At 71.0% G+C, this 21,669-nt stretch carries 16 protein-coding genes; 12 read left to right on the top strand and 4 right to left on the bottom strand.

Features of this window, described 5'->3' with window-relative positions; translation table 11 throughout:
- The 5 genes from CWC38_RS05945 to CWC38_RS05925 form a co-directional block, all read left to right on the top strand.
- On the top strand, window positions 1-896 hold an 896-nt coding region (locus CWC38_RS05945), incomplete at its 5' end, for a CPBP family intramembrane glutamic endopeptidase (protein ID WP_206059860.1).
- A 145-nt stretch (window positions 897-1,041) separates the two neighbouring features.
- Complete coding sequence (locus tag CWC38_RS05940) at window positions 1,042-2,430, top strand: agmatine deiminase family protein (RefSeq protein WP_121845898.1); 1,389 nt, start codon at window positions 1,042-1,044, stop codon at window positions 2,428-2,430.
- Window positions 2,431-2,575: 145 nt separating this feature from the next.
- Window positions 2,576-3,199 (top strand): thymidine kinase, encoded by a 624-nt coding sequence (locus CWC38_RS05935; RefSeq protein ID WP_121845897.1) that lies wholly within the window; start codon window positions 2,576-2,578, stop codon window positions 3,197-3,199.
- A 197-nt stretch (window positions 3,200-3,396) separates the two neighbouring features.
- Complete coding sequence (pyrE, locus tag CWC38_RS05930; protein WP_121845896.1) at window positions 3,397-3,978, top strand: orotate phosphoribosyltransferase; 582 nt, start codon at window positions 3,397-3,399, stop codon at window positions 3,976-3,978.
- 79 nt (window positions 3,979-4,057) lie between these two features.
- Window positions 4,058-4,702, top strand: a complete 645-nt coding sequence (locus CWC38_RS05925; protein ID WP_121845900.1) for a TrmH family RNA methyltransferase — start codon at window positions 4,058-4,060, stop codon at window positions 4,700-4,702.
- 153 nt (window positions 4,703-4,855) lie between these two features.
- On the opposite strand, the gene CWC38_RS05920 is transcribed toward CWC38_RS05925, so the two are convergent.
- Window positions 4,856-5,818, bottom strand: coding sequence for a LysR family transcriptional regulator (locus tag CWC38_RS05920; RefSeq protein WP_121845895.1), 963 nt, complete (start codon window positions 5,816-5,818; stop codon window positions 4,856-4,858).
- A 39-nt stretch (window positions 5,819-5,857) separates the two neighbouring features.
- The gene (locus CWC38_RS05915) at window positions 5,858-6,994 is read right to left on the bottom strand and encodes a diaminopropionate ammonia-lyase (protein ID WP_121845894.1); all 1,137 of its coding nucleotides are present in this window, start codon (window positions 6,992-6,994) and stop codon (window positions 5,858-5,860) included.
- Between the two features lie 295 nt (window positions 6,995-7,289).
- Here CWC38_RS05915 and CWC38_RS05910 point away from each other — a divergent pair, with 295 nt between their 5' ends.
- The 6 genes from CWC38_RS05910 (at window position 7,290) to ald (ending at window position 14,807) form a co-directional block, all read left to right on the top strand.
- Window positions 7,290-8,651: a lipase family protein gene (locus tag CWC38_RS05910; protein WP_121845893.1), complete on the top strand. Its 1,362-nt coding sequence runs from the start codon at window positions 7,290-7,292 to the stop codon at window positions 8,649-8,651.
- Window positions 8,652-8,831: 180 nt separating this feature from the next.
- Complete coding sequence (gene fbaA / locus CWC38_RS05905; protein ID WP_121845892.1) at window positions 8,832-9,854, top strand: class II fructose-bisphosphate aldolase; 1,023 nt, start codon at window positions 8,832-8,834, stop codon at window positions 9,852-9,854.
- Between the two features lie 90 nt (window positions 9,855-9,944).
- A complete protein-coding gene (locus CWC38_RS05900; protein ID WP_121845891.1) occupies window positions 9,945-11,339 on the top strand; it encodes a M20 family metallopeptidase in 1,395 nt (464 codons plus the stop codon).
- Window positions 11,340-11,374: 35 nt separating this feature from the next.
- On the top strand, window positions 11,375-13,009 hold the full coding sequence (locus CWC38_RS05895) for an AbgT family transporter (protein WP_121845890.1): 1,635 nt from the start codon (window positions 11,375-11,377) through the stop codon (window positions 13,007-13,009).
- A 91-nt stretch (window positions 13,010-13,100) separates the two neighbouring features.
- Window positions 13,101-13,523, top strand: coding sequence for a DUF3151 domain-containing protein (locus tag CWC38_RS05890; RefSeq protein ID WP_240625077.1), 423 nt, complete (start codon window positions 13,101-13,103; stop codon window positions 13,521-13,523).
- Between the two features lie 177 nt (window positions 13,524-13,700).
- On the top strand, window positions 13,701-14,807 hold the full coding sequence (gene ald / locus CWC38_RS05885) for an alanine dehydrogenase (RefSeq protein WP_121845888.1): 1,107 nt from the start codon (window positions 13,701-13,703) through the stop codon (window positions 14,805-14,807).
- A gap of 7 nt (window positions 14,808-14,814) precedes the next feature.
- Here ald and CWC38_RS05880 read toward each other — a convergent pair whose 3' ends face one another.
- Window positions 14,815-16,308, bottom strand: a complete 1,494-nt coding sequence (locus tag CWC38_RS05880; RefSeq protein WP_121845887.1) for an amino acid permease — start codon at window positions 16,306-16,308, stop codon at window positions 14,815-14,817.
- 184 nt (window positions 16,309-16,492) lie between these two features.
- Here CWC38_RS05880 and CWC38_RS05875 point away from each other — a divergent pair, with 184 nt between their 5' ends.
- Window positions 16,493-17,671, top strand: coding sequence for a polysaccharide pyruvyl transferase family protein (locus CWC38_RS05875; RefSeq protein ID WP_121845886.1), 1,179 nt, complete (start codon window positions 16,493-16,495; stop codon window positions 17,669-17,671).
- A gap of 258 nt (window positions 17,672-17,929) precedes the next feature.
- On the opposite strand, the gene CWC38_RS05870 is transcribed toward CWC38_RS05875, so the two are convergent.
- The coding region (locus tag CWC38_RS05870) for a S8 family serine peptidase (RefSeq protein ID WP_121845885.1) at window positions 17,930-21,669 on the bottom strand (3,740 nt) is incomplete at its 5' end.

Genomic DNA, 21,669 nt, shown 5'->3' with positions numbered 1-21,669 from the left:
GCACGGAACCGCCCCTGCGGTCCCGCCCCGCCCGTCCCGCGCTGGAGGGCATGTCCGAAGCCCGGCGCCCCACCGGCCCGATCCTGGCGATCGTGGTCACGCTGCTCATCATGCTTCTCGGCCAGCTTCCCGTGGCGCCCCTCGCCACCATGCTGCCCACGGATTCGTTCGGTGGGCAGCTGTTGCTGACCTCGTCCTTCCTGATCCCCATGCTGCTGTTCTTCGCCTGGGTGAAGTTCAAGGAGAAGCGTCCCGTCTCCTCCCTCGGCTTCCGGGGTGGGCTGGGCCGCGGCGTCGTGCTCGGGGCGGCCCTGGGCCTTGTCATGACCACCGTCACCGTACTGGTCAACGTGGCCATGGGAACCGCGACCCTCGGCACCCCCACGTGGGGCATGCTGCTGCCGGCACTGGTGCTGCTCATCGGCTTCGCCATCCAGGCCTCCACCGAGGAGATCGCGGATCGCGGCTACCTCATGCAGGCCGTGGCACCCCGCTGGGGCCTGGTGGCGGCCATCGTCGTCCAGACCGTGGTGTTCGCCGTGCTGCACGGCGCCAACGGCGGTCTCACCTGGGTGGCCTGGGCCAACCTCTGCGGCGTCTCCGTGTTCCTGGGCCTCTGGGTGTGGGTCTCCGGCAGCCTGTGGGGTGCCTGCGCTTTCCACACCGTCTGGAACTGGAGCCAGGGCAACCTGTGGGGGGCTCCCGTCTCCCACACCCGCGTGGGCACCGCCGTGGGCCACTACACCCCGGACGAGGCCAGCTCCGCCCTGCTCACCGGCGGGCCCCTCGGCCTGGAGGGCTCCGTCATTCCCCTGGTCATGTTCATCATCGGCTCGGTCGTCCTGGTGGTCGTGGGACGGCGCCGCCACTCGCCGACCGGCCGACCGCGCGTCTGAGGTCCTCGGTGACGGTCCCGCCGCCCGCTCCCCCGGGAGCGGGCGGCGCCTGTAAGGTCGAGGGGTGCTCAGGCGCCGGGGCGTCGCGCCGCTGTGGCCGATCCCTCCGTCGAACCGCACGACGACCGCTTCGGAAGGCCGCACTGTGAAGAAACGACTCGTTGCCGAATGGGAGCCCGCGCTCGGGGCCTTCGTCACCTGGCCCGCGGGGCTGCCCGGGGCCCTGCTGCGGGACCTCGCGCTGGACGAGCACCTGTGGGTCCTCGTGACGGACTCCGCCTCGGAGACCGACGCCGCCGCGTGGTTCGCGTCCCAGGGTGTGGCCCCGGACCGGGTCACGTTCGTGCGCGCCCCGCAGGGCGACGACGCCGTGTGGGTGCGCGACTGGGGCCCGCACCCCGTGATGGACGAGCACGGGCAGCTGTGGTGCGTGGGCCCGCGGTACGTGTACGCCACACCGTTCACCGCCCACGAGCCGGGGGCGCCGTTGGAGACCGCGGACCGTGCGCCTCTCGCGGCCCTGGAGTACGAACCGCTCGACCAGCGCGCCCAGCCCGCCCTCGCGAGGGCCCTGGGGCTGCCGTTCGAGCGGCTCCCGCACGCCTTCACCGGGGGCAACGTGCTCTCGGACGGGCACGACATGCTCCTCAGCACCGAGGTGCTCGCCGCGGAGAACGCGTTCGACGGCGCCACGTGGGACGAGGTGCGCCAGGACGCCTCCGCGGCCACGGGCATGAGCGAGCACGTGGTGCTGCCCGACTACGAGAACTGGGGCATCCAGCACGCGGACTGCCTGCTCAAGGTTCTGGACGAGGAGCGGCTTTTGGTGCTGCGCCCGCCCGCGGACCACCCGCTGCGGGAGCGCTACGACGCGATCGTGACCGAGCACCTGGAACCCCTGCTCACCCGGTACGGGCGTCCCTTCGAAATCCTGCGCATGGACACCGGCATCAGCCCCCACGGCGGGTTGGCACCCTACGTGAACTCCGTGATCCTCAACAAGATCGTCTACGTGCCGTCCTACGGCATCCCCGAGGACGAGACCGCCCTCGAGCAGTGGCGTGCCGCCATGCCCGGGTACGAGGTCCGCGGGTACACGTTCTCCGTCGACAAGGAGCCCCACGCGGTGCGCAACCCGCGCAACACGGGCCCCACCGGCTGGCGGGACGGGGACGTGCTGCACTGCCGGGTCCGCGGGGTGTTCGACCCGAGGATGGTGCACGTCTCCGTGCGCCGCCCCGGGCCCGAGAACGCCTCCCTGGTGCGCGTGCGCGCTGAGGGCTGCGGCGGCACCCGGGTGAAGGCGGTGACGCTGCTGAGCCGGGAGCCCCACGCCGCTCAGACGGGGGGCACGCAGACCACCCGCACCCCCATGCCGGAGACGGCACTCAACGGCGAGCACACGGCCCACCTGCCGTTCACGCCGGACGCCGAGGCGCTCGACTACGCCGTGGAGGTCCGCACCGAGGACGGCCGGGTGCAGCGCTGGCCGCGCCCGTCGGACGCGTGGCTGCGGGCGACGTCGCGTGGTTGAGGCCTCGCAGACGGCCTCCCGCGCGGGCGGGTGCGTGGCCCGACGCACCCGGTGCGGGGGCCGCGGAACCCGGCCCTGCGGCGTCGTCCCCGCGGTGGCGGGGCGGGGCGGGGGCGTGGCCGCGGCGCCGATAGACTGACCGACCGTGGCCAAGCTCTACTTCCGCTACGGCGCGATGAACTCCGGGAAATCCACGGCGCTGCTCCAGGCCGCCTACAACTACGAGGAGCGCGGGCAGCGCGTGCTGCTGGCCAAGCCCCAGGTGGACACCAAGGGCGAGGACCAGATCCTCTCCCGGCTGGGGGTCACGCGCGGCGTGGACTTCCTGATCCCGCCCGGTGAGAGTGCCATGGGCCTGTTCAAGCGCCACGCCCTGGGTGATGACCCCGATGCCCTGCTGGAGCACGTGGCGGCGAAGCCCGTGGCGTGCCTGCTGGTGGACGAGGCGCAGTTCCTGGAAGCCGGGCAGGTGGACGACCTGCTGCGCATCGCCGTGCTCCGGGAGGTTCCGGTGATGGCGTACGGCATCCGCACGGACTTCCGCACCCGCTCCTTCCCGGGCTCCGAGCGGCTCATGGAGCTCGCCCACTCGCTCGAGGAGCTCAAGACCATCTGCCGCTGCGGCCGCAAGGCCCTGTTCAACACGCGGCGCGTGGGCGAGGACTTCGTCTTCGAGGGGGACCAGGTGGCCATCGACGGCGTGGCCGTGACCTACGAGTCGCTGTGCGCGGCGTGCTACCTGCGCGAGTCCGGCGGCCGGCTGGGCTGAGGCCCGCGCGCTGACGACGCCGCTGCGCCGGGTCCGCGGGCACGGCACCTCCCCGCGGGGCGGGTGTGCGGTCTCGCCCTGGCCCCGCCACGGGGCCGCTCCCGGAACCCGGCACCGTGGCGGCCGCGGGGCCCGCGCGGGGTGACCGGGCGTCGTCGTCCCCGCTGTCCTGGCCTGCCGCCCCGTAAGCTGGAGCCATGAGCACCGACTTCACCCCCGTGGACCTGGACACCGCCCGCGAGCGCCTGCGCGACCTCATCAAGGACCTCGCCGTGGTGCGGGGCAGGGTCACGCTGGCCAGCGGCATCGAGGCGGACTACTACGTGGACCTGCGGCGGGTGACCCTGCACCACGAGGCGTCCCGGTACGTGGGCCAGGTGATGCTGGGCCTGCTGGACGAGGCGGGCATCGCGTTCGACGCCGCCGGCGGCCTCACCATGGGCGCGGACCCGGTGGGGCACGCGATCATGCGCACCGCCGGGGACCAGGACCGGGCGATCGACACGTTCGTGGTGCGCAAGGCCCAGAAGTCCTACGGCATGGGCCGCCAGGTGGAAGGCCCCAGCGTGGTCAGCCGCAACGTGGTGGTCGTCGAGGACACCTCCACCACCGGCGGTTCCGCGCTCACCGCTGTGGAGGCGCTGCAGAAGGCGGGCGCGAACGTCGTGGCCGTGGCCGTGATCGTGGACCGCCGCACCGGCGCCAAGGAGCGCATCGAGGAGACCGCGGGCGTCCCGTGCCTGTACGCCTACTCCAAGGACGAGCTGGGGCTTGACTGACCCGGACCGCTCGCACGTGTCCGGACCGGGGTTGGCCGAGGGCGACGCCGCTGCGGCCCACCGGGCGCCGGGCGAGCCCCTGGGCCCCGGACCCGCGCCTGCGGACCGCGTGGTCGGGGTCGGCCCGTGGCAGGGTAACTGGCCCACCGGGGAGCACTGGGACCCCGAGCTGCTGCGCGAGGGCGACCGCCGCAACGTGGCGGACCGGTACCGCTACTGGCGCATGGACGCGATCATCGCGGACCTGGACTCCCGGCGGCACGCGTTCCACGTGGCGGTGGAGAACTGGGAGCACGACTTCAACATCGGCTCCGTGGTGCGCACCGCGAACGCGTTCCTGGCGCGGGAGGTGCACATCATCGGGCGGCGCCGCTGGAACCGCCGCGGGGCCATGGTCACGGACCGCTACCAGCACGTGCGCCACCACGCGAGCGTCGCCGAGTTCATGGACTGGGCCCGCGGGGAGGGGCTGGCGGTGCTCGCGATCGACAACGTCCCCGGCTCGCAGCTGATCGAGACGTTCGACCTCCCCGAGCACTGCGTGCTGGTGTTCGGCCAGGAGGGCCCGGGGGTCTCGGAGGAGCTGGTGGCGCGGGCGGATGCCGTTCTGGCCATCGAGCAGTTCGGCTCCACCCGCTCCATCAACGCGGGCGCGGCCGCCGCGGTGACCATGCACGCCTGGATCCGGCGGCACGTCTTCGGCCAGCGGGTGGCGGAGGACTGAGCAGCCCGCCGCGGCACGGCACATCACCGCTGGGTGGGGCGCGGCACGAGACGGCGGGGGGGGCATGGCGCGGCAGGGTGCAGCACGGCGCTGGATGGCGCGGGCCCACCGCGCTGACGCGAACCCCGGGCCCGGGGCTCTCATCATCGACCGTCAGCGCTCCGGAACGGTGCGGGGTGTCCGCACCGGTGCCGCACCCGGTCCCGCGACCGCGTCAGCCGCCCGTCGCAGCGCCTCCAGCACCGCCTGGGCCGCGCGGTGGTTCCGCGCACTCTCCCGCCACGCCGCCGTGACCGTGCGGCACGGCGGGGGATTGCCCAGGGGCAGGGTCACGATCCCCTCGGGGGCGGAGTCCAGCGCCAGCTCCGGGAGCACGGCCACCGCGTGACCGCCCGCCACGAACGCCGCCTGCACCGCGAGGTCCTCGGAGACGTACGTGACGCGCGGTTCGTAGCCGCGGCGTCGGCACTGCTCGCCCAGCCACGCGCGCGGCGGGGTGTGCTCCGGCTCGGCGGCCCACGCGGCGTCGGCCAGCTGGGCGAGGACGTCCCCCTCCTGGTCCAACGACGCCGCGCGCTCCGCCCCCACGGCCAGCCGCAGCGGGTCGCGCAGCAGCGGCACCAGCACCACACCGGGCGCGGGCGGGACGACGGCGCCCGGGTAGCTCTCCGCGAGCACCACGTCCACGTCCACGCCCGCACCGGGCAGGGCTGCGAGCGCCTCGTCCGTCTCCCCGAGCCGGAAGACCACGTCCACCCCGGGGTGCCGGGTGTGCAGATCGCTCAGCGCGGCGGGCACCAGGGTCACGGCGGCGGACTGGAACCCGGCCACGGTCACCGTGCCGCGCGGCTCGGTGCCGGCGGCGAGGACATCGGCCTCCGCGCGCTCCATGTCCGCGAGGATCGTGCGGGCGTGTGCGGCCAGGACCGTGCCCTGGTCCGTGAGCACGAGGCGTCGTCCCGCGCGCGCCACGAGCGGGACCCCTACGTCCTTCTCGAGCTGGTGCAGCTGCTGGGAGACCGCGGACGTGCTGTAGGACAGGGACTCGGCCACGGCGCGCAGCGTGCCACGGCGGCTGAGCTCGGCCAGGATCCTGAGCCGGTCCGCATTCAGCACGGCGGACCTCCTTCGTGGGAAACGGTCCCGGTCAGTGTGTCACGCGGCGGGCAGGGGGTTGGCGCTCAGGCCCTCCGTGCTGATGAGCAGCACGGTGGAGTCGCCGTCCAGCCCCAGCTCCTCCCGGGCACCGGGGGTGGCCAGCAGCTCCCGCACCCCCGCCAACGACGCCGCTCCGCACGGTCCCGAGTCCTGCCCCAGCTCCTGCAGGTCGGCCACGGCGCGGCGGCACTCGTCCTCCGTCACGGAGACTGCGGCGCTCACCCCGGCCCGGAGAGCAGGCCACCCGATGCCGCAGGGGGTCCCGCAGTTGAGCCCCGCCATCACCGTGGGGGCGGAGGTGTCCACGGTGACGGGCTCCCCGGCCTTCAGGGACTGGGCCACGCAGTCCGCGGTGCGCGGCTCCACGGTCAGCAGTGCCGCGCCGCCGCGGGTGGTGCCCCGGTAGTGCTCCACCATGGCGTGGGCGAGTGCTCCGACACCCACCGGGCAGGCCACCAGGTCCGCGCCGTGGGCTCCGAGGGCGGCGAGCTGCTCGTCCGCCTCCGCGAACAGGGTGGTGTAGCCCTCCACGATCCAGCGCGGCACCTCCTCGTAGCCGGGCCAGGAGGTGTCCTGCACCAGTAGCTGGTCGGGGCCGGTGGCCGAGGCGGCGGCGGTGGCCACGGCGTCGTCGTACGTGGGCCCGCCGGGCAGCACCGGGGCGCCCTCCGCCTCGATGGCCCGGACGGCGGACTCGCCGACGCCGCGCGGGATGTACACGCGCGCCCGCAGCCCCAGCATCGAGGCCATGCGGGCCACGGCGCGGCCGTGGTTGCCGTCCGTCGCCGTCACGACGGTGAGCTCCGGGGAGCCGGCGGCGTCCAGCGCGGCGCGCAGGGACTCCACGGTGAGGTGCGCGGCGGGGAGGTCGATGCGCCGGGCGACGACGCGGCACACTGCCCAGGACGCCCCGAGGATCTTGAACGCCGGCAGTCCCAGCCGGTCGGACTCGTCCTTCACGACCACGCGGCCCACGCCGAGCTCCCGCGCGAGCCCGGGCAGCTCGCGCAGGGTGGTGGGGGCGTAGCCGGTCATGCTCCGGTGCAGGCCGAGGGCGCAGGCCGTCGTGGCGGATGTACGCCATTGGGCGGCGCGGGGGTTGAGGTACGGGGCGGCGGTCTGTGTCGAGGTCATGCCTCCATGCCCCCGGGGCGGAAAGCACAAGAAAAGCGGGATTTTTGGGACGTCAGTGGCCGTACTTACTTCACCATCAGCACATGTAGACGGTGGCACTGGAACCGGCGGATGGCCCGTGCGTCGCGCCCAGGACGGTCGGATCGCGGTCCGCGGGCGGTGGGGAGAGGCGGCGTCGTGCCACGTCACCGGCGCGGGGGTCGCGGGCAGGCCTGCCCGAACGGCTATGGCCAGGGGTGGGAAGTTACCGTAGGGTCCTGTGAGTCGCATCACACCACGAAAGGGTCACACGACCATGTCACGATCGACCACACGGCCCCTGCCCCTTCGACGATCAGCGGGAGCGCTGGCGCTCGGCGCCGGGCTGCTGCTCGCAGGACTGCAGCCCGCCCACGCGGAGACCACCCCGGAGGGGGGCTTCTCCGAGCTGCCCCGCAGCGAACAGGACCAGGTGCTCAAGGACGAGGGCCTCACGCGCGGGGACGTGACCCGTGAGGACGCCCTGCAGAAGCTGCGCGGCTCCACGGACGCGGACTTCTACAGCACCCCGGCCCAGCTGCCGGCCACCAACGGGGACGTGGTGCGCTCCGAGCCCTCCACCTTCTACGTGGACCCGGTGAAGCTCATCAAGCCGAATGCGTCCGCGACGCGCGTCATGTACAAGACCACGAACAGCAAGAACCAGGCCGTGCCCGCGAGCGGCACCGTGCTGCAGTCCAAGAACGCGTGGCGCAAGTCCAGCCCGCGCCCGCTCGTGGTGCTGTCCCCGGGCACCCAGGGCATGGGTGACTCGTGTGCGCCCTCCCGACAGCTCGCCATGGGCACCAACTACGAGGGCATCAATGTCTCCGGGCTGGTCAACGCCGGGTACAACGTGGTGGTGCCGGACTACATCGGGTTGGGCACCGAGGGCACCCACACCTACATGAACCGCGTGGACCAGGCCCACGCCGTCCTGGACGCGGTGCGTGCCGCGCAACGCCTCGGGGTGAAGGGCATGGACGCCACCACCCCCGTGGCCGCGGTGGGGTACTCGCAGGGCGGCGGGGCCACGGCGTCGGCAGTGGAGAGTGCCTCCGAGTACGCGCCCGAGCTGCAGCTCAAGAGCGCGTGGGTGGGTGCGCCCCCGGCAGACCTGGCCGCCACCGGCAAGAAGATCGACTCCACCCTGTTCACGGGCCTGTCCCTCTACGTGATGGGCGCCGCCCAGGACGCCGGGGTGGACGTGCGCGGCAAGCTCAACGCGGACGGCCAGCGGCGCTACGACAAGGCACAGGACAGCTGTGTGATCGGCACCGTCCTGGGGGAGGCCCTGGTGCGCTCCACGAAGCTCACCACGGACGGCCGCTCGTTCTCCCAGCTGCTGGGTGACCCTGAGCTGAAGGCGTACCTGGACGAGCAGACCAACGGCGCGGCGGGCCGCCACCCGCGCGTCCCGGTGCGCATCGCGCACGGCCTGACCGACGACGTCGTGCCCTACCAGGCGGGACGGAACCTCGCCAAGGACTGGTGCGCCTCCGGGACCAACGTCTCGATGCAGACCCTCGCCACACCCACCCACCTGGGCGGCTACGTGGAGGGCATCCCCTCGATGCTCGCCTACCTGGACGCCCGCTTCAACGGCATCCCTCAGACCAGCTCGTGCTGGCGGCTCTGACCGGAGCTGACGCCGCGGACCGGAGCCACTCGGCCCCGGTCCGCGGCTGGTCCCCGCCCAGGAAATCACTGCGGTTCCCGGTGCCCTCCCGGCCCGTGAGCAGACCCGCGCACTAGACTGGGAAGAGGCCTCAGGCCACGGTCCAACCGTGCATCGGGAACCCAGAAGAAGGAGCACTCCATGCCCATCGCAACCCCTGACGTTTACTCCGAGATGATCGACCGGGCCAAGGAGAAGGGCTTCGCGTACCCGGCCATCAACGTGACCTCCTCGCAGACGCTCAACGCCGCGATCCGCGGTTTCGCCGAGGCCGGCTCGGACGGCATCATCCAGGCGTCCACCGGTGGCGCCGCGTACTGGTCCGGATCCTCCGTGAAGGACATGGTCACCGGTTCGCTCGCCATGGCCGCGTTCGCCCGCGAGGTGGCCAAGAAGTACGACGTCAACATCGCCCTGCACACCGACCACTGCCCGCAGGACAAGCTCGAGGGCTTCGTCCTCCCGCTGCTGGCCGAGTCCGAGAAGGCCGTGGCCCGCGGCGAGGACCCCATCTTCCAGTCCCACATGTGGGACGGCTCCGCGATCGCCCTGGACGAGAACCTGAAGATCGCCCAGGAGCTGCTCGAGCGCACGAACAAGGCGCACATCATCCTGGAGGTGGAGATCGGCGCCGTCGGCGGCGAGGAGGACGGCGTGGTCGGTGAGATCAACGACTCGCTCTACACCACCGTGGCGGACGGCATGAAGACCATCGAGGCGCTCGGTGCCGGTGAGAAGGGCCGCTACATCACCGCCCTGACCTTCGGCAACGTCCACGGCGTCTACAAGCCCGGCAACGTGCGCCTGCGCCCGGAGCTGCTCAAGGAGATCCAGGACGAGGTGGGCAAGCAGATCGGCAAGGACCGCCCGTTCGACCTCGTGTTCCACGGCGGCTCCGGCTCCACCGCCCAGGAGATCGCGGACGCGGTGTCCTACGGCGTGATCAAGATGAACGTGGACACGGACACCCAGTACGCGTTCACCCGCCCCGTGGCCGGCTTCATGCTGAGCAACTACGACGGCGTCCTGAAGATCGACGGCGAGGTCGGCAACAAGAAGAAGTACGACCCCCGCGTGTGGGGTGCCGACGCCGAAGCCGGCATGGCCGCCCGCGTGGTGGAGGCCTGCCAGAACCTCGGCTCGGCGGGCACCTCCATCAAGTAGGTCCCGCTCCGCGCCGCACCCGGTGCCCCGCACGACGTCGTGCGGGGCACCGCTGTGCTGTGACCCAGGCCACTTGGTACTGTCCACCCCATGGCCTCCAACGACGCGCAGAGCACTCCGACCGACGAACCGACGGCGCCGTGCAGGGAAGTGCCGCACCCCTCCCGCGCCTATCTGCACCAGTTGCAGCGGGACACCGATCGACGCAAGCAGCAGCTGAAGCACCACCTGGCGGACCACGACGGTGCGCCCCATGATCTGCAGCAGCGGCTGGAACAACTGGTGGACGAGCAGGCCGAGGACCTCAGGCGCATCCTGCACGAGCTTCACGATGATCCTGAAACGGCCTTCCAGGAGCGCCGCGCCGCGCGCCGGATCGTGAGCCACCTGGACCGTCACGGCATCCCCGCGCAATCCCCGATTTTCGGGCTCGACACGGCGATCCGCGCTGAGGTCGCCTCGTCGGACTTCGACCCCCGGCAGCACCGCACCATTGCCGTGATGAGCGAATACGATGCCCTGCCAGGAATCGGCCACGGCTGCGGTCACAACGTGATCGCGGTGACCGGGCTCGGCGCGTTCGTGGCGCTCGCCCGCCTGCTCCGCGAGGACACCTCTGCATTCTCGGGCCGTGTGGTGTACCTCGGCACGCCAGCGGAGGAGGGGGAGGGCGGCAAGGAAATCATGGCCCGTGCCGGTGCGCTGGACGGAGTGGACGCGGCAGCCATGGTCCACCCGTACGTCAGCGACCTCGTGGACCAGGTGTGGCTCGGGCGCCGCCAGTGCGAGGTGACCTTCCGCGGCATAGCCTCCCACGCCTCCTCGCACCCCTTCATGGGGCGCAATGCGCTCGACGCCGCGGTGCTCGCCTACCAGGGGCTCGGACTGCTCCGGCAGCAGACCCCTCCCACGGACCGGATCCATGCTGTTCTCCCGGAGGGCGGTCAGAGGCCCAACATCATCACGGAGCAGGCGACCCTGCGGCTCTACGTCCGGTCCCAGCAGCCAGACACCCTGAAGGTGCTGTCCAGCCGGGTGGACGAGATCATGGAGGGCGCAGCTCTCATGGCGGGGGTGGGCGTGGAGGTGGCGTGGGACTCCTCCCCGGCCACGCTGCCCGTGCTGGGCAACGGCCCGCTCTCCGACCGGTGGGTGCTGGCGCAGCGCCGCCGAGGTCGCGACCCCTACCCTGCAGGCACAGTCTCCGAGGTTCTCGCAGCCTCAACCGACTTCGGCAACGTCAGCTACCGCATCCCCGGGATCCACCCGCTCATCGGGATCGCCACCGAGGACACGGGCCTGCACTCCCGGGAGTTCGCCGCAGCCGCGGCCACTCCCCGTGCAGAGCAGGCCGGGGTCGACGGCGCGTACGGGCTTGCCGCTGTCGCGCTCGACTACCTGCGGGACGACGTCCTGGCCCAAAACGTCGCCAAAGACTTCCGAGCGGGCGGGGGCGGGATCTCCGTGCCCGACTACTTCGAATGATCCTCCCCACAGCCCTCGACCGCCACGGAGCATCCATGAACTCGACTGTCACGACGAAGACCACACGGGGAGACCGGTTCCTCGCGGGGGTCGAACGGGTGGGCAACAAGCTCCCCGAGCCGTTCGCCCTGTTCACCATCCTCTTCCTCATCACTGCGGTGGTCTCCACAGCCATGGCATGGGCCCACGTGGTGGTCCAGGTCCCTGGCAAGGACGAGCCCGTGGCCATCCAGGGGCTGTTCACCGGCGAGGGAATTGCGTGGTTCACCACCACGCTGGGCGAGAACTACATCGGGTTTCCGCCGCTCGTGACAGTGGCAACCATCCTGCTGGCCATCGGGATCGCGGAGAAGTCCGGCTTCCTGGCTGCGGCCATCCGGTTCACCATCGGCAGCGCACCACGGTGGATGCTGCCGTACACCGTGGGATTCGTGGGCGTGGTGGGGTCCATCATGGCGGACTCTGCGTTCGTGGTGATCCCGCCGCTGGCCGCACTCGCGTTCAGGGCGGCGGGGCGCCACCCCGTGGCGGGTCTGCTCGGCGGTTTCGCGGCCGCCGGAGCTGGGTACTCGACCAACATCTTCCCCACGTCCCTGGACGCATTGTTCGCGGGAATCACCAACGCGGTAATCCCCACGGTGCCCGCGCTCGCCGAGCACGCGACCGAGGTGAACCCGCTGTCCAACTACTACTTCAACGTGGTCTCCGCCATCGTCTTGTCGCTGGTGGCGGGCTGGGTCATCGACAGGGTTCTGGAACCCCGAATTGCCCGAGCTGGGGTTTCGACCGAGGAGGTCAACCCGGAGACGACTCAGCTCATGACGGACACCCGAGCCATCCGCATCGTGGGCGACGAGCAGACGGTTGCGGAATCCCAGGAACCGGATGTCGAGGCGGCACTGACCCCGCAGGAGAGAAGGGCTCTGGTCTGGGCGGGCGCCACGTTCGTGCTGATCGGAGTAGTTCTCACGGTCTTTGCGCTGCTGCCGAACTCTCCATGGCGCAACGAGGCGGGGCACTTCCTGCCCAAGTCACCGCTGCTGTCCTCGATCGTGTTCATCATCTTCGTGTTCTTCTCCGTGAGCGGCTACGTCTACGGCCGGGTGGCTGGAACTGTGCGCGGGTTCAAGGACGTGCCCGTGATGATGGGCGCGGCACTGCGTGACATGATCTCGTTTCTGGTGCTGGCATTCGTGCTGGGGCAGTTCATTGCTCTGTTCAACTGGTCCGGGATCGGGTCCTGGATCGCCGTGACCGGAGCCACCGGACTCGAGAACGCTGGGGTGACGGGCTTTCCCGTGATCATCGGGTTCATCCTGCTGTGCTCCCTGCTGAACCTGTTCATCATCTCGGGCTCCTCCATGTGGACCCTGATGGCCGCGGTGTTCGTGCCCATGTTCGGCATCCTGGGTTTCGAGCCCGCCTTCATCCAGGCGGCGTTCCGCGTGGGTGACTCCGCCACGCAGGTGATGACCCCGCTGAACCCCTACATGGTGGTGCTGCTGACCATGCTCAGGAAGTACGAGCCCGCCGCGGGTCTCGGGACCCTCATGGCGCGCATGCTCCCGTTCGTGGTGCCCTTCTGGGTCGTGTGGGTGGTCATCCTGGTGGTCTTCTACGTTCTGAACCTTCCCCTGGGGCCCGGCGTGGGCATCATGATCGGCGCGTGAGGCAATCCCCCGCGGCGAACGGCGTGGAGCGGCGTCGTCCGCCGTGCGTACAGTGGCAGCGAACCCCGCACGACCGTGGAAAGGAACCACCGTGGCACTGCTCGGCAAGAACCTGCTGGACGAACCCGCTCCCACCCACCTGGAGGAGAACCAGGAGCTCACCGCGCGCCTCGAGGCCGGGGACGAGGCCGAGGACCTCGCCGCCGCGTTCCCCAAGGAGCAGCTGCCGTGGGCGATCCTCGCGGAGGAGGCGCTCGCGGACGGCCGCACCCTGGAGGGCTACGCGTACGCGCGCGTGGGCTACCACCGCGGCCTGGACTCCCTGCGGGCCCACGGCTGGAAGGGCCACGGTGCGGTGCCCTATGCCCACGAGCCCAACCGCGGGTTCCTGCGGGCGCTCGCCGCGCTCGGCCAGGCCGCCGCGCAGATCGGCGAGACGGACGAGGCCGCGCGGATCGAGAAGTTCCTCAACGACTCGGACCCGGAGGCCGCCGCCCAGATCCAGGCCCGCTGAGCCTCACACCGCACTCCCGGGCGCCCGACCTCACGAGGACGGGCGCCCGGTCATGTTCGCGCGCTCCCTGGCAGCGCCCGGTGCCGCGCGGCACAATGGGGGACACCGCACGGGGCTCACCGCCGAGCCCGAGCACATCCCCTCGGGTACGCGCGCCCCATTAAGGAGCACGCACTCATGAGAATCTCCGTACCCCGCGAGATCAAGCCCGAGGAGGCCCGCGTGGGCCTCACGCCCACCATGGTCACCTCCCTCACGGCGCAGGGCCACGAGGTCTTCGTGGAGGAGGGCGCCGGTCTGGGCGCGGGCTTCTCCGACGACGACTACACCGCCGCCGGCGCCCGGCTCACCACCCAGGAGGACGCCTGGGCCCGGGCCGAGCTGCTGGTCAAGGTCAAGGAACCGGTGGGCCCCGAGTACGGCTTCCTCCGCCCGGACCTCACCCTCTTCACCTACCTCCACCTGGCCGCGAGCAGGCCCCTCACGGAGGCCATGCTGGACAGCGGCGTCACCGGCATCGCCTACGAGACCGTCCGCGTGGGCCGCACACTGCCGCTGCTGCGCCCGATGTCCGAGATCGCGGGGCGCCTGGCCATTGCGAACGCCGCGCACCACCTGCAGTTCCACGCGGGCGGGCCCGGCATCCTGCTGGGCCGCGTGCCGGGCGTGGTGCCCGCCACGGTCCTGGTGATCGGCGGCGGCACGGTGGGCGAGCACGCCGCCCGGGCCGCGGTGGGCGCCGGCGCGGACGTCACCATCCTGGAGGCCAACGGCGACCGCCTGCGCCAGCTCGATGCGCTGTTCCCGAACGCCCGCGTGCTCATGAGCGACGCCCACCGGATCGAGGAGGAGCTGCCGCGCGCGGACGTGGTCGTGGGTTCCGTCCTCATCCCCGGCGCCGCCGCACCCAAGCTCGTGCGGCGCGAGCACCTGCCCCTGCTCAAGCCCCACGCCCTCATGGTGGACGTGGCCGTGGACCAGGGTGGCTGCTTCGAGACCACGCAGCCCACCTCCTACCACGACCCCGTGTATTCCGTGGACGGCATCCGTCACTACTGCGTGGCCAACCTCCCGGGCGCGGTCCCCGTCGCGGCCACGCAGGCGCTCACGCACGCCACCACGCCGTACGTCATGCGCCTCGCAGGCGGCATCGACGCCGCCCTGGCCGACGACGCCGCCCTGGCCGACGACGCCGCTCTCGCCACCGGGCTCTCGACCCGCGCCGGCCGGCTCCACTCGCCGGGTGTGGCCGCGGCCTTCCCGGATCTGCCTGCCGCCGGGTGATGCTCCGCTAGACCCGGGGTGCGACGTCGTCCTCGACGGACGTCGCGCTCCGGGGCGCCGCGGCGTCGTCGTCACCCCGGATGAGCAGCTTGCAGGCCAGCGCGATCAGGCAGACCAGGATGAACGTGGCGATGAACTGGATGCGCACCGCGGAGTCCAGCAGACCCAGGACCACGATGGCCGCGAGAAGGGCGAGTGCGACGTAGGACAGCCACGGGAAGGCCCACATCTTCAGTGGTGAGGAGACCCCGGCGCGGTCCGCACGCCTGCGGAGAATGATCTGGGAGACCAGCGCGACGCCCCAGACCACCAGGCACGTGGAGCCGAGCAGGTTGAGCATCGCATTCAGCACGGTCTCCGGCCACAGGTAGTTGAGCACCACCGCGACGAAGCCGAACACCACGGACGTGACCACGGCGGCGCGGGGCACACCGCGGTCCGTGGTGGCGCCCAGGAGGCGCGGGGCGGAGCCGCGGCGGGCCAGGGAGAAGAGCATGCGCGAACTGCCGTAGATGTTGGCGTTCAGCGCCGAGAGCAGCGCCAGGATGATCACCACGGTCATCAGGACGTCCGCGCCGGGGATCCCGGCCTCCGCCAGGACTGCCACGAAGGGACTGGAGGAGAGGCCCTCGTTGTTCCACGGCAGCACCAGAACCATCACGGACACGGAGCCCACGTAGAAGATCAGGATGCGCACCAGGATGGTGCGGATGGCATCCGCCACGTTCTTCTGTGGGTCCTCGGTCTCCGCCGCGGCAATGGTGACGAGCTCGGTGCCCCCGAACGCGAAGACCACAACGAGCAGCGCGGAGGCCACCCCCGTGAGTCCGTTGGGCATGAACCCGCCGTGCGCCGTGAGGTTGGACAGCCCCGGGCTGGGGGCGGGCAGCACGTCCACGAGGAAGAGGATGCCCACCAGCAGGAAGCCCACCACGGCGGCCACCTTGAGCAGGGCGAACCAGAACTCGGCCTCGCCCAGGGTGCCCACGCGCACCAGGTTGACCACGGTGAACCCGACCATGAAGACCAGCGCCCACGCCCACTGGGGCAGGCCGGGCCACAGCTCCGTCACGAGTTGGGCGGCGGCGGTGGCCTCCGCGGCCACGACCACCACGATCTGCGCCCACCACAGCCACCCGAGCGCGCGGCCGGCCGTGGGACCCAGCGCCTTGCCCGCGTAGGTGGAGAACGCCCCGGAGGACGGGTCCGCCGCCGCCATCTCGCCCAGGGCCCGCATCACGAGTACCAGCAGCGTGCACGCCACGAGGTACGAGATCAGCACCGCGGGGCCCGCCGTCCTGATCGCGGCCCCCGTGCCCACGAACAGCCCGGTGCCGATCGCGGAGCCGAGTGCCATCATCACCAGGTGACGGGGCTTGAGGTAGTTGCCCTGCTCGGGCTTCGGGGGCACGTGCGGGGTGTGCTCGCGGTTGCCTCCCTGGGTCACACTGGACGACCCGTGGGCGGGGGCGGCGTCCTGGGAGGAATGGGGCGTGGTCATGGGAGAAAAGGTTACCGGCTGCCCGGGGCCCTGGCGGACTCACCCGGGGCAGCCACATCCCGGCTCCGCGTGGGAGCGGGACGCACCCGTGGGCCGTGCCGCGGCGCCATCGCCGAGCTGTTCCGTCCGGGCGGTGGCTCGTCATCCTCGTCCGGGCACACCGGCCCACGGGTACCCTGCGTCCATGCGCAACCTCCTCCCGGACCACCGGCGCGTGCCTCCCACCCGCAAGCCCCCCGTCTACCTGATCTCGTGGGCGGGCTTCCCGAACTTCGGGGACGAACTGATCGCGGCCACGTGGGTCAACCACCTCGCGAAGGTCGCACCCACCACGGACGTCTGGCTGGACGTGCGCGAACCGGGGACCGTCACGGCCCTGCTGCGCGGCCTCCACCCGCGCCTGCACGTGGTCAACACCCTCTTCCGCGCCCTGCACGAGATGGACCACGGCTCGGAGCGCTCCCTGCGCAGCCTCGTCGAGGACCTCGGCTCCCCCAAGTACGACGCCGGGCTGCTCGCCCTGCGCGCGGCCGGCACCCTGCACCTGCTGGGCGGCGGGGTGCTGCACCGGGACTGGCCCAAGAACCTGCGGATCGTGGAGGCCATGCGCGCGGTGCGCGATCTCACCGGGGCACGGCTGTTCGCCACCGGCCAGGGGCTCATGCCGTTCGCCGGGGATCCCCTCTCGGACCTGGACCACCTCAGCGTGCGGGACAGCCCCAGCGCGGAGGCCGCGGGAGTTCCCCTGGGCTTCGACGACGCCTTCCTCCTGGCCGAGGACCCGCGCCACGCACGCGCCCACGGCATGCTCGCCGGGCACCGGGGAGCCGGTTCCCGCCACCGGCGCGCTGCCGGGGGCACGCCGAGCGAGGTGGTGGTGTGCGTGCAGTCCAACACCCTGGGTGAAGGAGCCTTCGAGCGCATGCTGGACTTCACCAGGGCCCAGCTGCGGCAGTGGGACCTTCCCCGCGAGTCCGTGCGCTACCTGGAGGCGATCCCCGGGGACGATCACGTGGGCTACGACCGGCTGCGCGACGTCGTCGCCCCGGACGGTTTCATCCCCTTCCAGGCCGCGTGGGACGGGGACTTCACCCTCGGCCCGCACCAGGTGTGGCTGACCACGCGCTTCCACCACCACCTGGTGGGTGCACTGCACGGGGCCCGGGGTGTGGCGCTCAGCGGCAAGCCCGGGTACTACGACGTCAAGCACCGTTCCGTGGTCGATGCCGGTTCCCGCTGGTCCGTGGTCCACGCCGGCCCGGAGATGGCGACCGTGGGCCTGGAGCGGCTGCGGGTCCCGGCGGGATTCGCCGAGGCGGTGCGGGCCAAGCGGGACGAGGCGGTCACCCTCTACGGCCGCTGACGGGTCACCGGGACGCTGCGGCCTCAAGCCTCAAGCCTCAAGCCTCGAGCCTCAAGCCCCCGGGCCAATGCAGCGCCGTCGAGCCGCTGACGGGGCGCCGCCGCACCGGGGCAGGGGGGCGCCGTCGCTCGGGGACCCCGGAAGCCGGTGCGCCCGCAGCGCAGGGCACGAACAAGGGCCCCGTTCCATCCACTGTGGATGGAACGGGGCCCTTGGCGACCGGGAGTCAGCGGTGCGGCCGACTCCCACCCACGGTCCCTACTTCAGCTGGTCGTAGCGGAAGAGGAACGCGGCCATCTGGTCGCGCTTCACGGCCTGGGTGGGACGGAAGGTGCCGTCCGGCCAGCCCTTGGCGATGCCCTGGCTGTTCATCCACGAGATCTCCTTGTAGAACACGTGGTTGGTGGGCACGTCCTTGAAGGGGGAGACCTTCGGGGCGGTGTACGCCGGGGAGCCCGCCATCCGGTAGAAGAACGCCGCCATCTGCTCGCGGCTGATCTGCTGGGTGGGGCGGAAGGTGCCGTCCAACCAGCCCTTGGTGATGCCCTGCTCACTCAGCCAGGAGATCTCCTTGTAGAACACGTGGTTGGTGGGCACGTCCTTGAAGGGGGACTTGGAGGGAGCGGTGTACTGCGGGGAACCGGCCATGCGGTAGAGGAACGCGGCCATCTGGTCACGCTGCACAGCCTGGGTGGGGCGGAAGGTGCCGTCCGGCCAGCCCTTGGTGATGCCCTTGTTCGCCAGCCAGGAGATCTCCGAGTAGAAGACGTAGTCCTTCGGGACGTCCTTGAACATGGGGTTCTGCGTGTCGGGGACCTTCGCGGCCGGCTCGATGCGCTTCACCTCGGCCTTGGCGCCGTCCTCACCCTTATGGATACCGGCCAGGTCACCGGTGCCGTTGTGCAGGTGCAGGAACAGGGCCTCGCCCTCGGCGGTGGCCGAGCCGCGCTGCGCGGTCAGCTTCTTGCCGGGCAGGTCCGTGAACAGGGAGTCGTTGAACTTCTCGCCGGTGAAGGACACCTTGGGGTTGACCGGGTTGAAGCTGATCGTGTTCGAGCGGTCCACCGCGCCGTCGATGTTCGCGGAGTACGTGGCCACCCGGTAGCTCAGCTTGGTGTCCTTCCTGGCGGGGTCGATGCCCAGCTTCGAGGCGCTGGCCGGCAGCACCACGGCGTTGGTGTCGAACGTGTTGGTGTCGGTGTCGCCCCAGGAGCCGTTGACCGGCTGGCGGTCGATCACCTTGAGCTCGCCGTTGACGAAGCCGTAGAGGTTCGCCACCGGGTAGTCCAGACCGTCCACTCGGCCCAGGGCCACGTAGTTGTCGGGCCGGCCGTCACCGGTGGAGTCGATGGCGATCTCCATCTCCGTGTCGGGCTTCATCGTGGAAGCGTTGCCCCAGCTGGAGATGCCGAAGTTGATCATGCCGTTCTTGGCGGCGTCCCCGCCTTCAGCCTTCAGCTGCGGGAGGTTGGAGGAGGCGCCCACGTACTGCAGGTCGGCGAACTGGGAGTTGCCGCCCGCCAGCTTGGTGGAGTCCAGACGGTCCGACTTCCCACCCAGTTCGAAGGCACCCACGGCGGACTTCCAGCCACCCTGGTCCAGCCCGGTGCCGCTCAGGGACACGGACGTCTTGCCGTCCTTGTCCCACTGGTCCAGCTTGGCGTTGTCCACGCGCATGTCCGCGGCGGGCTTCGGGGCGATCGACATGGGCAGGCGCATGTCCTGCCCGTTCTCGGTCAGCACCAGGCGGCCGGACTCGGAGGCCAGGAACTGGCGTGCGAGACCCAGCTGGGTCACGGCCTCCGAGGGGTCGTGGGTCTTCTCGAGCTGCGCCCGGTCCACGGTGGCCGTCACCTTGACGGTGGTCTTGCCGCCCTTGGGCACGGTCACGGACGCGGGAGCGGAGATGGTCACTCCCGGGATGTCCGTGGAGGCGTCGAAGCGCACCTTGTAGGTGTGGGCGGCAGCGCCGGTGTTGTCCAGCACCAGCTCCCGGGCAAAGGTCTCCTTGCCGTCCTTGATCTCGGTGACCCCGAAGGTCGAGGAGACCACCGAGGCGTCCGCCTTGTCGTAGACCATCACGTCCTGGTTCACGGCGCGCAGCGCATCCACGCGGCCGGAGCCCACGCGGTCCACGGCGGAGGTCTTGCCGTTCGCGGCGTGCACGTCCTGGACGGCCGAGTTCATGATGGCGGCCTTGACGTTCTGGACGCTGTAGTTCTGGTGCTTCTGCTGCACCAGCGCGGCGATGCCCGCCACGTGCGGGGTGGCCATCGAGGTGCCGGTCATGACCGCCACGCCGTTGCCCTGGGCCACACCGGCGGAGCCGATGTTCGTGCCGGGAGCCGCGACGTCCGGCTTGATGACGCCGTTGCTGCCGTGCTGGCCGCGAGAGGTGGAGTCGTTGACCTGGTCCTTGTGACCGGTTTCCGCCCGGGCGGCACCGATCCACTCGGGGGCCAGCTTGATCTTCGCCCCGCCGGCCTGGACCGCGGGCTTGATCTTGTCCACGGACTTCTTGCCCATGAGCAGCCCCGGGATCTTGGCGTTGCCCGCGATGGCCGAGGGGTCCACCGTGTAGTCGGACTCGAGGACGACGCCCTTGCCGCCGGCGGCCGCCACGTTGTCGAAGCGGACCTTCGAGCCGCACGGGAACGGACCGTTGTCCTCCCAGTCGAGCATGACCCACTTGCCCGCGAAGTTCTGCGAGAAGGGGGTGCAGCCGAACTTGTTGTCGGCGGGTGCCGCCACCACGTCACCCTGCAGGTCCTCGGGCTTGGCACCCCGGTAGTCGTAGCTGCCGCTGTAGGAACCGGTCAGCTCACCCTTGGCGCTGTCCGGGGAGAGGCCCTCGGCCTTGTCCTGCACAGCGGTGCTGCCCTGCGAGTTGGCAACCGTCAGAGCGGAGCGGGCGCTGCCCGGGGACCCGGAGATCTCGTGGAAGTCCCCGGCGTTGCCGGCGGCGATCACGGAGAGGATGCCCTGGCGGGACAGGGCATCGATGAGGTCGTTCTGAGGATCCGCGGCCGGTCCGAAGTCGGAGCCCAGAGACATGTTGACGATGTCCGCCTTGTCCGCGAAGTTCCCGTCCATGTTGGGATCCAGGGTGCGGTCCAGCGCCTCCATGGTCAGGTTGGTGGAACCCTCGCAGCCGAAGACGCGGAAGCTCATCAACTGGGCCTCGGGTGCGGTGCCCGGGCCGATCTTCATCTTCCCCACCTGTTCGGCGGTGAGCTTGGTGAAGTCGCCCTTGAACGTCTTGCCGTCCGCGCCCACGCCGTAGCCCGCCGTGGTGCCGGCCACGTGGGTGCCGTGGCCGCCCAGTTCGCAGTCCAGGGGGTTGGTGTCCGGCTTCGGTGTGCTGCTGGCCACCCGGGCGTCGTAGTCGTCGCCGGCGAGGTCGTAGCCGCCCAGGAACTTGGCGGGGTCGTACAGACCCGAGTCCTTGGCCGGCAGGTCGGTCGAGGCCTTGGCCTTCTTGTAGCCGTCCGCGGTGCCCGGCCCGCCGAAGTCGGCGTGGGTGTAGTCGAGACCGGAGTCGATGACGGCGACCTTGACGCCCTTGCCGGTCTGACCGGTCTGGGTCCAGGCGTTGAGGGCCTTGGTGTCGATGACCGAACCCGCGTTGTCGCGGTACTTGGGGACGATCTTGGAGATCTTGACCACGTCGGAGCGCTTGGCCAGCTCACGCAGCTGCGCGGCGTCGCCCTTGAGGGCTGCGCCGCGCATCGCGTTGGCCGTGGTGTACATGAGGTTCGCCCGGGACTCGGAGGCCAGGGACGTGGCGGCCTGGTCCACGGACTGGCGGATGGCCCGGACCTGCGCAGCGGCCTGCACCGGGTTCTGGACCCCGGAGCGGACGCCCGCCGGTTGAGTGGCCTCGAACGCACCGGGGCCCTTCAGCTGCACGAACACCGCCACCTGCCCCTCCGCCTTCTTCAGCTCGGAGTCGATGAGGTTGTCGGGGTTCTGGGGGTTGAGGTCATCCGTGGTGGGGG

The organism is Kocuria tytonicola (genome assembly GCF_003687455.1).
Classification (GTDB): Bacteria; Actinomycetota; Actinomycetes; order Actinomycetales; family Micrococcaceae; genus Kocuria; species Kocuria tytonicola.
This window is presented reverse-complemented; position numbering and strand designations above follow the sequence as displayed.